This window comes from Leptobacterium flavescens, assembly GCF_010671605.1.
In the GTDB taxonomy this organism is placed as follows: Bacteria; Bacteroidota; Bacteroidia; order Flavobacteriales; family Flavobacteriaceae; genus Leptobacterium; species Leptobacterium flavescens.
This window is the reverse complement of record NZ_JAABOO010000001.1, coordinates 63,656-76,587: the sequence shown is the minus strand read 5'-3', so window position 1 is coordinate 76,587 and position 12,932 is coordinate 63,656. Positions and strand designations below refer to the sequence as shown.

Genomic DNA, 12,932 nt, shown 5'->3' with positions numbered 1-12,932 from the left:
CCAACCATCAACCATCAACCACCAACCATCAACCATCAACCACCAACCATCAACCATCAACCATCAACCATCAACCACCATTTTAATTTAAAACTTCATTTACTTAATAATCAACCGATTAACATGACAAATATCATAGGAGTTAAGAATTATTGTTCCTAACTTCAGGTAATAAGCTTTATTTGTCATGAAACCTAAAAAGAATCCGAATATCGCCGTAAAGCGCAATGGCAGCCTGTATTTTGTCATTGGGCTTGCTTTTGTACTATTCGTTATCTGGAGATTTATGGAGATCAAAATTTATGATAGGGAAAGTGATACTGTTCAACTGGTTAATCTGGAGAAACCTGTTCTACAGGACATTCCCATAACGCAAACATTAAATACTCCACCACCTCCGCCTCCGGCAGCTCCCGAGGTGATACAGATTGTCGAGGATACCGAAGAAATAGTGGAAACTATTATAGAGAGTACGGAAACTGATCAGAATGAAGTTATTAAAGACCCTGTTGTACGGGTAGAGGATATTGAAGTTGCAGAAGAGGAGGAAGATATTTCCGTCCCTTTTGCAGTCATTGAGAAAGTACCTGTTTTTCCCGGATGTACCGGAGATTCTAATGAAGAATTGAAAACCTGTTTTCAGCTTAAGATCCAGGCACATATTAAAAAACATTTCAAGTACCCCGATATTGCCCGCGAGATGGGAATCAAGGGAAAAGTGTATGTGCTGTTTGTCATTAACAGCAATGGAATGGTTACAAACATTCAAACTCGCGGACCCGATCGTCTCCTGGAAAAAGAAGCTGCGAGGATCATTGGTTTGTTACCCAAAATGACACCGGGTAAGCAAAGGGGAAAAGAAGTGAAAGTACCTTATAGCATCCCTATCAATTTTACTCTTATGTAGATTTTCGAATAGGGATTATAGCTAAGGCCTATAGCAGGAAAGGGATCCCACAGCCCTACACAGCAGGGATTGCGGTAAAAAAATAAACATTTTTAGATTATTTTATGACAATAGTCATGAAAATAAGAGACAGAATATCGTTATATTTACAAAGAAATAACGAGTGCTATGATCTCTGTCGAATCTGCTATTCAATTAATTGACACCAACATCACAAAAAGGGGAGAGGTAATAACCGTATCCCTGGAAGATTCTCTTGGTTATATTCTGGCTGAGGATATTATATCTCCCATTGCAATCCCACCCTTCCGCCAGTCGGCCATGGATGGTTATGCACTTTGCCTGACCCACGGCAATAGCTATGAAGTTATTGATGAGGTGAAAGCCGGAGATTCCAGGCAGCCTCGAATGATCCCGGGACAGGCAGCCAGGATCTTTACAGGTGCTCCCGTACCCGATTCGGCTAATGCTGTGGTTATGCAGGAAAAAGTGGTTGTAGATGGAGATACCATTTTCCTGGAATCGGAAGTTGATGAGAATACAAATATCCGATCGCTTGGAGAGCAGGTACAGAAAGGAGAGCTTTCGGTAAATAAAGGAACGCTTATCCGTCCTGCAACTGTTGGATTTATTGCTACCCTCGGACTTACCGAAATTAAAGTATACAAAAGACCTTCTATTGCAATTGTGGTTACCGGAAATGAATTGATCCAGGCCGGGAATCCGCTTGAATTCGGACAGATCTATGAGAGTAACGGAAGTATGTTACTGGCAGCATTAAGATCGGCAGGATACAGAGACACTGTTGTTTTACGCGTGAAAGACGAATTTGATGCTACCGCAGAAAAGCTGGCAGAAGCAATTGATTCTTTTGATGTGGTGCTGATCTCAGGAGGAATATCGGTAGGCGATTACGATTTTGTCGGGAAAGCTCTTTACAGTCTGGGAGTAGAGGAGATCTTTTATAAGGTGAAACAAAAACCGGGAAAGCCACTTTTTTTCGGAAGAAAGAAGGAGACCTTCATTTTTGCATTACCGGGCAATCCGGCTTCTTCCCTGAGTTGTTTTTATGTATATGTCTATCCGGCATTACAGAAAATATCGGGCTTTCAGGAGTATTTTCCTGAGCGGGTGCAGCTACCGTCAGATACGGTTTATATTAAAAAAGGTGACAGAGCCCAGTTTTTAAAGGCGAGTATAAAAAATGGCAGGGTAAGCATTCTGGATGGCCAGGCTTCTTCCATGCTGCAATCCTTCTCGGTGGCAAATGCCCTGGTGTATTTGGGAGAAGCGCAAATGAAAGTAGAAAAGAACGATACGGTAGAGGTAATACGCCTGCCCTAAGATAAAAAGATGTCAAATGGATTATAAGATCAAAAGCAGAATATGGGTAGAGCATAAGGACGGAATGTTTTTAGGCGAGGGCCGCATTCAGCTTCTTAAAGCCATTAAGAGTGAAGGATCTCTCAGCAAGGCTGCAGCCTCTCTGAGTATGTCCTATAAAAAGGCATGGAATTTAATGGACAGTATGAATAAGTCGGCCAAAGAACCTCTTGTGGTAGCATCTACCGGAGGAAAAGGAGGTGGAGGAGCTGCCATTACAGCCTATGGAGAAAAGATGATAACAGCTTTTGAAAATATAAATAAGAGCTGCTGGGAATTTCTGGACTCCGAGTTTAAAAAACTGGAATTATAAGGAATAAATGAAAAAAGAGAACTGTACCGGAATTATCCTGGCAGGAGGAAAGAGTTCCCGAATGGGAAGGGAAAAGGGATTGGTATTGTTCAATGATAAAACTTTTGTACAACATATCATCGATGCTCTGGAAACAGTAGTAGATGATATTATTATTGTGAGTGATCACCCCGCTTATGACGCTTTTAAGCAGAGAAGGGTTGGAGATATGATCAGAAATGCAGGCCCTTTGGCGGGTTTGTATACGGGGCTGGAACACTCAAAAACAGATTGCAATATCGTATTGAGTTGTGATGTCCCTCTAATACGCCCTGTTTTATTGCAGAGGCTGATGGAATATAAGGAAGGAAAATATGATGCCGTATATTTTAAAGATGGGAACCGACCAATGCCCCTGGTAGGTATGTACAGGAAAAAATGCAGTGAAGTTTGCCTGCAGTTGCTCCATCAGGAAGAGAGACGTATGAGGAAATTGTTAAATGAACTGAACATTAAGGAATTGCAGTTAAAAGAAGAAGAAAAAATTTGGGTAAAGAATATAAATGCCCCTGAAGAATTAAAAGAAGCTTTATATGCCGTTAACAATAAAATATTTTGGAATGCTCGCAGAGGCTACTAAATGCAGAGAGGAACAAATAGATATTGCTTCCTGTAATGCCGGTGAGCTGGTAAGTTTACTAAAACAAAAACACAGTGCTTTGGGAGCCATGGATTTTAAAGTGGCCCTGGATAAGGAATTGGTGGAAGATGATGCAAGAGTAAACGATCATATGGAAATAGCACTTTTACCTCCTTTTGCAGGGGGATGATCTTTAAGAAAGACAAATGAGTAATTTAAACAGATATAGCAGACATATCCTGCTTCCGGAAATAGGACATGAAGGCCAGCAGAAGATCTCTTCGGCCAGCGTTCTTGTTATTGGGGCAGGCGGATTGGGATGCCCTGTACTTCAATACCTGGCAGCAGCCGGTGTAGGACGTATCGGGATTATAGATTTTGATGTAGTGGAAGAGTCAAACCTGCAGCGACAGATATTGTATGGGACTTCCGCTCTCGGAAAGAATAAGGCCCTGGCTGCCAAAGAACGCCTGGAAGACCTGAACCCCCTTATTACCATAAACGCATACCCCGAAAAACTAACGGTAAATAATGCCCTGCAACTTTTCAGTGAATACGATATTGTAGTGGACGGGACCGATAATTTTTCAACCCGCTATCTGGTAAACGATGCCTGTGTAATAACTGCTAAACCTCTGGTTTACGGATCTATTTTTAAGTTTGAAGGGCAGGTATCTGTGTTTAACTATAACAATGGCCCCAGCTATAGATGCCTTTTTCCCAAACCACCCAAGGCCGGAAGCGTACCTTCCTGCTCTGAAATAGGAGTTCTGGGGGTGTTACCGGGAATAATAGGAAGTATGCAGGCCAATGAAGCTTTAAAGATCATTCTCGGAAATGGCGATAGTTTGTCAGGAAGCTTGTTATTGTATAATTCCCTCACCGCAGAATCCAATATCCTTAAGGTAAAACGGGTGGAAGCCGAAATAGCAAAAACCGTGGAGATGCAGGAAAGTTTTACAACAATAGATTACGATCTTTTTTGCGGAATTGAAACAGCAGAAGAAATAGAAGAGATCAGCACTCATATGGCTTTGGAAAAGGAGGAAGCAGTTTTTCTGGATGTGAGAGAAACGCATGAACAGCCCAAAATAGACGATGTATCTCCTGTGTATATCACACTGGGAGAGTTGGAAAATAGAATGGATTCTCTAGATAAAGAAAAGGAGTGGATAGTTTTCTGCCAGTCCGGGATGAGGAGTAAGAAAGCCGTAGAGCTTATGAATAAAAACGGATTTAAAAATACAGCGAGCCTGAAAGGAGGAGCAATTGCCCTGACTGGAGAACTCAGCAGGCTTGCAATAAAAGATCAATATAAAAATGGATAAGAAAAAACCAAAGAAAGTGTTTGTAAGCGGACCCATATCTCCTGCATTTATCGGAGATTCTATCGCTAAACACCAAACAAAGACTTCTATCGGAGCACATGATATTTTCCTGGGACAGGTAAGGGCAGATGTTATTGACGGAAGAACGGTAAAAGCTATCGAATATACGGCTTATGAAGAAATGGCGGAAAGTAAATTTCACGAGATAAGAGAAGCAGCCTTCGAAAAATTCGAACTTACGTGTATGCATATTTATCACAGCCTTGGAGAAGTAAAAGCCGGAGAACTGTGCCTTTTTGTGTTTGTATCTTCCCCTCACAGGAAGGAAGTCTTTAAGGCCCTTCAATATATCGTAGAAGCTATAAAGAAGGAAGTACCGGTTTTCGGAAAAGAAGTCTTTGAAGATGAAAGTCATCAGTGGAAAGTCAACACCTGATAGAACAACGAGCAACCACCAACGTACACCGAAACTTTAGTGAAGGTGTAAAACGAATAATTGAATAATGGTAGATATTACCCATAAGAATACGAGTTTAAGGATTGCTACGGCACAGGCAGTGGTAAAAGTCAGTAAGGAAGAAACTATTGAGGCTATAAAAAATGATACGGTGCCCAAAGGCAATGTATTTGCTATGAGTAAGGCTGCCGGGCTTCTGGGAGTAAAGAAAACCCCGGATCTGCTTCCTGATTGCCACCCTTTACCCATAGAATATACGGGTGTGGAATATGAGATAAATGGCCTGGAGATAACGGTTTTGGTTACCGTTAAGACCATTTACAAAACAGGGGTTGAGGTTGAGGCCATGCATGGAGCCAGCGTAGTGGCCCTGAATATGTACGACATGCTTAAGCCCATAGATAAAGAAATAGAGATAGGACAGATCAGGCTCCTGAAAAAGAAAGGCGGAAAGTCCGATTTTAAAGATAAATTCAACAAAGAGCTTGAAGCAGTTGTCATTGTTTGTTCTGATAGTATTTCGGCAGGGCAAAAGGAAGACAGGGCAGGTAAGGCCATTATTGCAAAACTAAAAGAATGTGAAGTAGGGATCCGTGATTATGTGATCATCCCTGATGAAGTAGATGAAATCAGGAAAAGGGTGAGTACATATGAAAAAATAGGAGCAGACCTTATTATTATCACCGGAGGAACAGGCCTGTCGGGGCGTGATGTAACCCCGGAAGCTTTAAAACCCCTTATTGAAAGAAATATTCCGGGAATAGAAGAAGCCATCCGGAAATACGGGCAGGAAAGAATGCCCTATGCAATGCTTTCCAGAAGCGTTGCAGGAACGATCAATAATTCCCTGGTACTGGCATTACCGGGATCAACCAATGGAGCAAGGGAATCGATGGATGCCATCTTTCCGGCCGTACTCCACGTATTTGGAATATTAAAAGGAGCGAGACACGATTAATGGAGCAGAAACAAAACATATTGACCGATACTTTTGGCAGGCATCACAATTACCTGCGTATTTCTTTAACGGAACGCTGTAATCTGAGATGTACTTATTGCATGCCTGCGGAGGGGATACAACTTTCCCCCAAGTCGCATATAATGACCTATGATGAGGTCTATACCATAGCTAAAAAGTTCGTGGATCATGGGGTAACAAAGATCAGGCTAACGGGAGGAGAACCCCTTATCAGGAAAGATGTGGATGTTATACTGGAAAAACTGGCTTCTCTACCGGTAGAACTTGCCATTACGACCAATGCCATCACTGTAGATCGCTTTGTGGAGACCTTTAAAAGACTGAATATTAAAAACATTAATGTAAGCCTGGATTCCCTGGACAGGGAAAAATTCAGGGATATTACCCGCAGGGATTATTTCGACAGGGTTTATAACAATATCAAGCTGCTGGCTGAGGAAGGCTTTTATTTGAAACTGAATTGCGTGCTGATAAAGAATTTTAATGAAAATGAGATCGTCAGTTTTATAAGGCTTACCGAAAAATTACCCCTTCATGTCCGATTTATTGAATTTATGCCTTTTGACGGAAATAAATGGCAACTCGATAAGATGGTCTCTTATGAAGAGATCATGAATACGGTAAAGGAAGCTTATGATCCTTCCGAAATAGAGCGAATTGAAGATCGCCCGAATGATACTTCCAGGAATTATCAGATAAAGAATTACCAGGGAACTTTTGCTGTCATCAGCTCGGTTACCAATCCGTTTTGTGATTCCTGTAACCGTATCAGGCTTACCGCCAACGGGCAACTGAAAAATTGCCTTTTCTCTTCCTCGGAGTCTGACCTGCTGACACCACTTCGCAACGGAGAACCTATAGAACCGATAATAGAAAAGTTAGTTAGGGCAAAATTTAAGGTTCGTAGCGGAATGGATACTTTGGATAAATTTAACCGTGATGATTTGCATTCCGGAAACAGGAGTATGATCACCATTGGAGGTTGATTCAATTAACAATGAACAATTAGCAGTTAACAATGATCATTGAATAAATGAAATCAAAATTTGTCAATTCGAGTGATCCCAAAGGGATTGTATCGAGAATCAAATTTTGTGCCTGTCCTTCATAACTGTTCTCGATACTTTTTCCTTCCGAAAAAACTCGAACTGACAATCAACACCCAAATGTCACTTCGAGCGCAGTCGAGAAGTGACATTTTTAAATTAACTAATCTCCAAATTATCAAATCGAGCAACCACCAACCACCAACCATCAACATACACCGAAACTTCAGTGAAGGTGTAACAACCAAGAACCAAACTACAACTCTCAACTTCTCGACTGCGCTCGAAGTGACATTTTCCAAATATTAATTAATATCAATCATTACGATTTTCAAATTAACTAATCTCCAAATTATCAAATCGAGCAACCACCACCAACCATCAACCAACAACTAACAACCACCAACCATCAACCAACTAATAACCACCAACCAACAACTAACAACCACCCACAAAACCTTCTCCATTTTATTAAAAAAGAATAATGCATTTTGTTTATAAACAATTGATTAACAGTTGATTAATTGATTTTAATGAAATAATAATCCCAATTGGTGAAAAAAACAAAAATCACTTTCATTCCGTAGTAATTTAACGATGGGAAATTGGGGTTTTATTGCGTTTAATAACATTAAAATTTCCTGATTTCATAGCCCCGGAGAAACCAAAAATGCTTTCTAAACAAAGGGGCAATGCAAATTTTACAGCCTAAAACAACGGACCATGAAAAAAATACTACACTCCCTCATTTATCTTACCATATTGCTTTCTGCATTCACAGGATTTTCTCAGGACTGCACTTCTGCTTCAACCATCCGGGCAGCCGATATTGACGGAGATGGAGATATGGATGTTCTTTCCACTTCGGTCAATGATAGTATGATCATCTGGCACGAGAACCTGGGCTATATGCGTTTTAAATCGCATGCCATCAGCGCTTCAGGCCAGTTATGCCCGCAACAGACCCATCTGGTAGACCTGGATAATGATGGTGATCTGGACGTGGTTTCTGCTTTTTCAGATAGATTGGCATGGTATGAGAACCTGGGGAGGGGGAATTTTGGAAACCCGGAAACTAACCGCAAAGAAATAAAAACAGGTACGAATAATATTGCTTCTGTTTATGCGGCAGACCTCGACAATGATGGCCATACCGATATAATCTCAGCTTTTAACACAGAAAATAAGATTGTCTGGTACAAAAAGAAATGGATGGATTTCTTTGGGATCAGGTTCTTGATATGGGAAGAACAAACTATTACTACAGAAGCAAACGGGGTCTCTTCCGTTTATGCGACAGATCTGGATAATGATAATGACATAGACATACTTTCCACTTTGCCTGATGATAACACCCTTAGCTGGTACGAAAATGACGGAAACGGAAACTTCTCCGGACATCATATCATTAACGGGCAGGTAGATGGTGCCAGCTCTATTTATGCTACCGATATAGATGGCGATGGCGACCTGGATGTACTTGCAGCATCTGCCGGGGATGATGCAGTTAACTGGTTCGAGAACAAAACACGAAGGACACTCCTGGGGCAAAGGGAATATTCCTGGACAAAACATCAGATTACTACCGGGGCCGATAAGGCCTTATCGGTCCACGCTGCCGATATGGATGGTGATGGCGATATGGATGTACTTTCAGCTTCCTATAATGACGATAAAATTGCATGGTACGAAAATGACGGGAGAGGGAATTTCGGAGAACAGAAAAACATCAGCACCAATACCGATGGAGCAGTTTCGGTCTATGCAGCCGACCTGGATGGTGATAAAGATATAGATGTACTCTCGGCTGCGACCAGATCTACCCGATATCAGGATTATCCTGGCGATGACGGAAAACTTATTGCCTGGCACATCAACAACAAAATTAGCAAGCCGGATCTTAAAGTACTATCGGGAAAGGTGGAGAAAACAGGACCTCTGTTAATTTCCAGCGGCTTCCCTTTAAAAGATAAACTTTCCGTTCAAACTGCAAATACAGGTCGTTCGTCCGCTCTGGAATATCAGGTAGGGGCCATTGTAAAATATTCAGATGGTACCCAATGGCAGTTTTCGGAAGATGTCGATTTACCACCCGATGGTCAGCAGCCGGGAGAATCACACACACATACCTTTAAGACGATCCCGGCTGATTTTAGTTCGATTGAATCGAATGATTACGAAGTCACTTTTTACGTTTCTCACCCCGAAGATGATAATCATCAGTATGATACAATCCCTCCGGTCAGCCTCTCTTTTAATGATATTAATATCTACAACGGCAAATTACCTTTCAGGGGAAGGGTTAAGGCTACCCCCGAGGCCACCTTTAATGGGAAGATTGCAAACGTTCCGGGAATGCAATCGGCTACTTTTTTAACGGGTTCGGAAAATGGATCTATCCATCTTTACGATTATGCTTATGATATACAGGACAGATCAACTCTGATGATGGCAAGATCCGAAGGAGGAACCGCCGATTTGCTTTTTACGCTGGATCTTTCTGCCTATGATGCACAAAAAGATCGCTTAAAACTGGAAGTAAACCTGAATGCCAGATTTGCAGATAATAGCCCTAATAACAAGATATTTATCCGGGGTAATGCAGACCTTCCCTGGTTAACCTTATACGATTGGGGTTCAGCTACGGGCAATAGCAATCTGCAGAGATTAAAGATCACCACCATAAGTAGAATATTACGGGAAGGAGGGCAGCAATATGGCAAAACCTTCCAGTTGCGCTTTGGCCTGGAGCAGTCGGGTAGCAATATTAGCTCTTTGCTATTGGGAAATGTGCTTATCGATTATATGCCCGATGTAGCAATAATTTCAGGAATAGTACCTGAGATCAGCCCTTTTCTCGGTGAAAGCGAATCCCTGTCTGTGGAAATTGAAAATAAAGGAAGGCATCCGGTATCGAATATTCCCCTCTTTGCTCAGATAAACTATGTTAACGGACCGCCAAAAGAGGGAGAAGCCATTCCTGTTTTTCCTGAAATACAGGACACAATATCTGTTGAATTAGCTCCCGGACAGCGTGTGGTCCACGAATTCAAGGAGAAGGTCAACTTCAACCGCCCGGGTAATTATGAGCTTAGCTTCTATACGACTTTATTTGATGATGTAAATCCGGAAGATGATCTTGTTGGACCCATCTCGTGCGGGAAGATCGATGTCTATACGGAAGGATTGCCTTTCCGGGAAGATTTTGAACAGGCAGTGGATAATATTGACATAAGCGGAAAAAACATTGCAGTGATCCCCGGCCTGCAAGCTGCCACTTTCCTCACTAATGGCTCCGGAGGGCAATTGGAACTTACAGGTTCACCGGGAAGCGAATTCGAAACCCGGCAAATCAGGATGAGAACGAATGACCCGGAGGAAAGCACTAACCTCGTCTTTACTATGGACCTGAGTGCTTACGATGTGAATGGGGATCAGTTGGAACTGGAACTAAGAGCCCATGCCGGCTCATTGGAAGACCGTATTGACATCCGTGGCAATGCAGATCTTTCCTGGTTATCCCTTTATAGTTGGGGTGATAATGAAAGTACCGATACCATAGAAAACCTGAAATTTACTAATATAAGCCAGGTGTTGAAAGAAGGAGGACAGCAATATGGAGGGACTTTCCAGCTCCGCTTTCATCACCGGGGACCGGGTAGTCTCAGACTGGATGATATTGTAATAAGGGACCTGATATCCAATACCGCTCCGGAACTGGCAGATAGTATCCCGGATCAGCAACTGACAAGGGGCTTTAATATCCATACTATTGATATAAGCAGTGTTTTTGCAGATAAGGAAGAGCATCAACTTGAACTAAATGCAATCGCATCAAATGAAAATATAGTAAGCCTAAGTATTGAAAATGATATCCTCAGTCTTACGGAAAGAGGAGCTGGCTTAACAACTATTACGATAACTGCCAGTGACGGTCACGGAGGTACTGTAAGTGATACCTTTAAGGTAGAGGTTATGGCCAACAGGGCACCTGTTGTGGTACGTCCTATACAGGATCGACAACTGATAAGTGGCTTTGGCGTTTACAGGATTGACCTGACCGAAGTTTTTAGTGACGAGGACGGACACCGTCTGACCCTGACATCGGTTTCGGATGATCCTAAAGTGATCCTGTCGGATATTGAAAGGAACACCCTTATTCTTACCGAACAGGGGAGAGGAAACACCACAATTACTGTAACCGCAGATGATGGCTATGAGGGCAGTACGAACCACGTGTTTAATGTACAAGTGGCGGAAAATAACCCTCCCGTGGTTGAGAACAGGATCGAAGATCGGTTAATGCGAAGTGGTTTTGGTACGTTGAGGATCAACCTGGAAGGTATTTTCAGCGATGCAGACGGACATGATCTTAACCTGACTGCAGCTTCTGCTGATCCTGAGATAGTATCCGTAAGCCTCTCCGGCAATGAGCTTGTCCTTACCGAGATGGGTACCGGTGATACAGATATTACGATTAGTGCCGATGACGGTCATGGAGGAACTGCGAATATAGAATTTAACGTTCGGGTACTTGCCAACGCCTTTGTTTCAACCTGGCGAATCACAGAAGCCGGTCAGCAGATCCGTTTGCCTCTGGTAAGTTCCGGTGTTTATGACTTTACTGTCGATTGGGGTGATGGTTCTTCCGGCAGGCTTACAGATTTTCAGCAGACAGACCAAAAAACACATACCTATTCGGAAGCCGGGACTTATACCATCAGCATTAGCGGAGAGATAAACGGATGGAGTTTTGGTTTTCCGGATGGGGAAAGCAGATCAGAAATAATCGAGATTAATTCCTGGGGACCGTTACGTTTAGGATCGCGTACTTCAATGCATTTTAATGGGTGCAATAACCTGCGTATTACTGCCCCTGATCTTTTAAACACTTCCGAAGTTACCAGTTTCAGGAAAAGTTTTCAGGCTTGTTCTTCCCTTACCATTGTTCCTCGTATGGAGGAATGGGATATGAGTAGTGTTACCGATATGAACGGGATGTTCGGAGATGCCACAAACTTCAATCAGAATATCAGGAACTGGGATGTAAGTAATGTCAGGAGTATGAGGAGCATGTTCCATCAGGCATTGAACTTTAATGGAAATATAGAAAACTGGAACGTAAGTAATGTCACCGATATGGCATATATGTTCAATCGTGCATCCGCATTTAACCGTGATATCGGGAACTGGAATGTTAGCAGTGTAGACAATATGAAGAGTATGTTTTCGGAGGCGTCAGTTTTTGATCAGAATATTGGGAATTGGAATGTTAGCAGAGTTACCGATATGAGAGCCATGTTCTACAATGCATTTGCATTTAACCGGGATATAGGGAATTGGGATGTGAGTAATGTCATGGATATGCGATCTATGTTTGAAGGTGTTACTTTATCCACACCTAATTACGAGGCTTTGATTAGAGGATGGGAAGCTCAAAATGTACAGAATAATATCATTTTTAACGGAGGTAGTTCAAGGTATACGGCAGGCGGAGATGCCGAAACAGCCAGAACAAGGCTGATAAACGATCATAACTGGACTATTAGCGACGGAGGAGCCCTGTCTGTAACCGCAACCGTAGGAATGACAAACAATGAAGGGCTTACAATAAGAAATACGGAAACAATAGAAAGCGGTGATATTGAAAGGGAAGTAATATTCTATCCCAATCCTGCAGAAGAAATACTAACCCTTCGTTCTCCACGCTTTTCGGGAACTAAGATAGATTTTCAATTATTCGATATAACGGGCAGGATATCCACTCTGTTTCCTTTTAAAATTAATGAGAATACCTATAGACTTGACCTGTCGGGAAGACAATCGGGCATCTACTTTTTAGGGATCCATATACCTGATATACCGGTAATCTTAAAGAAGATCGTCATTAAATAGCCTGC

At 42.2% G+C, this 12,932-nt stretch carries 10 protein-coding genes; all 10 read left to right on the top strand.

Annotated features, from left to right (window positions below; genetic code table 11):
• The first annotated feature begins 187 nt into the window (after positions 1 to 187).
• The gene (locus GWK08_RS00320) at positions 188 to 907 is read left to right on the top strand and encodes an energy transducer TonB (RefSeq protein ID WP_163604908.1); all 720 of its coding nucleotides are present in this window, start codon (positions 188 to 190) and stop codon (positions 905 to 907) included.
• 168 nt (positions 908 to 1,075) lie between these two features.
• A complete protein-coding gene (locus GWK08_RS00315; RefSeq protein ID WP_163604907.1) occupies positions 1,076 to 2,251 on the top strand; it encodes a molybdopterin molybdotransferase MoeA in 1,176 nt (391 codons plus the stop codon).
• Positions 2,252 to 2,267: 16 nt separating this feature from the next.
• Positions 2,268 to 2,603 carry a winged helix-turn-helix domain-containing protein gene (locus tag GWK08_RS00310; protein ID WP_163604906.1) on the top strand — a complete coding sequence of 112 codons (336 nt, stop codon included), beginning with the start codon at positions 2,268 to 2,270 and terminating at the stop codon, positions 2,601 to 2,603.
• Positions 2,604 to 2,610: 7 nt separating this feature from the next.
• On the top strand, positions 2,611 to 3,222 hold the full coding sequence (mobA, locus tag GWK08_RS00305; protein ID WP_163604905.1) for a molybdenum cofactor guanylyltransferase: 612 nt from the start codon (positions 2,611 to 2,613) through the stop codon (positions 3,220 to 3,222).
• Positions 3,203 to 3,412, top strand: coding sequence for a MoaD/ThiS family protein (locus tag GWK08_RS00300; protein WP_163604904.1), 210 nt, complete (start codon positions 3,203 to 3,205; stop codon positions 3,410 to 3,412). The genes mobA and GWK08_RS00300 overlap by 20 nt, the downstream gene beginning before the upstream one ends.
• Positions 3,413 to 3,428: 16 nt before the next feature.
• A complete protein-coding gene (gene moeB, locus GWK08_RS00295; RefSeq protein ID WP_163604903.1) occupies positions 3,429 to 4,550 on the top strand; it encodes a molybdopterin-synthase adenylyltransferase MoeB in 1,122 nt (373 codons plus the stop codon).
• Positions 4,543 to 4,986, top strand: a complete 444-nt coding sequence (locus GWK08_RS00290) for a molybdenum cofactor biosynthesis protein MoaE (RefSeq protein ID WP_163604902.1) — start codon at positions 4,543 to 4,545, stop codon at positions 4,984 to 4,986. Before moeB ends, GWK08_RS00290 begins: the two co-directional genes overlap by 8 nt.
• Positions 4,987 to 5,053: 67 nt before the next feature.
• Positions 5,054 to 5,965 (top strand): bifunctional molybdenum cofactor biosynthesis protein MoaC/MoaB, encoded by a 912-nt coding sequence (gene moaCB, locus GWK08_RS00285; RefSeq protein ID WP_163604901.1) that lies wholly within the window; start codon positions 5,054 to 5,056, stop codon positions 5,963 to 5,965.
• Entirely contained in the window at positions 5,965 to 6,972 is a 1,008-nt protein-coding gene (gene moaA, locus GWK08_RS00280; protein ID WP_163604900.1) for a GTP 3',8-cyclase MoaA, read from the top strand. The genes moaCB and moaA overlap by 1 nt, the downstream gene beginning before the upstream one ends.
• 783 nt (positions 6,973 to 7,755) lie before the next feature.
• Positions 7,756 to 12,927, top strand: coding sequence for a BspA family leucine-rich repeat surface protein (locus GWK08_RS00275; protein WP_163604899.1), 5,172 nt, complete (start codon positions 7,756 to 7,758; stop codon positions 12,925 to 12,927).
• The last annotated feature ends 5 nt before the right edge of the window (positions 12,928 to 12,932 follow it).

Bases quoted from the DNA above. Each gene is read 5' to 3' on its own strand.
- GWK08_RS00320 (WP_163604908.1), top strand. From the start codon at position 188: ATGAAACCTAAAAAGAATCCGAATATCGCCGTAAAGCGCAATGGCAGC.
- GWK08_RS00315 (WP_163604907.1), top strand. From the start codon at position 1,076: ATGATCTCTGTCGAATCTGCTATTCAATTAATTGACACCAACATCACA.
- GWK08_RS00310 (WP_163604906.1), top strand. From the start codon at position 2,268: ATGGATTATAAGATCAAAAGCAGAATATGGGTAGAGCATAAGGACGGA.
- mobA (WP_163604905.1), top strand. From the start codon at position 2,611: ATGAAAAAAGAGAACTGTACCGGAATTATCCTGGCAGGAGGAAAGAGT.
- GWK08_RS00300 (WP_163604904.1), top strand. From the start codon at position 3,203: ATGCTCGCAGAGGCTACTAAATGCAGAGAGGAACAAATAGATATTGCT.
- moeB (WP_163604903.1), top strand. From the start codon at position 3,429: ATGAGTAATTTAAACAGATATAGCAGACATATCCTGCTTCCGGAAATA.
- GWK08_RS00290 (WP_163604902.1), top strand. From the start codon at position 4,543: ATGGATAAGAAAAAACCAAAGAAAGTGTTTGTAAGCGGACCCATATCT.
- moaCB (WP_163604901.1), top strand. From the start codon at position 5,054: ATGGTAGATATTACCCATAAGAATACGAGTTTAAGGATTGCTACGGCA.
- moaA (WP_163604900.1), top strand. From the start codon at position 5,965: ATGGAGCAGAAACAAAACATATTGACCGATACTTTTGGCAGGCATCAC.
- GWK08_RS00275 (WP_163604899.1), top strand. From the start codon at position 7,756: ATGAAAAAAATACTACACTCCCTCATTTATCTTACCATATTGCTTTCT.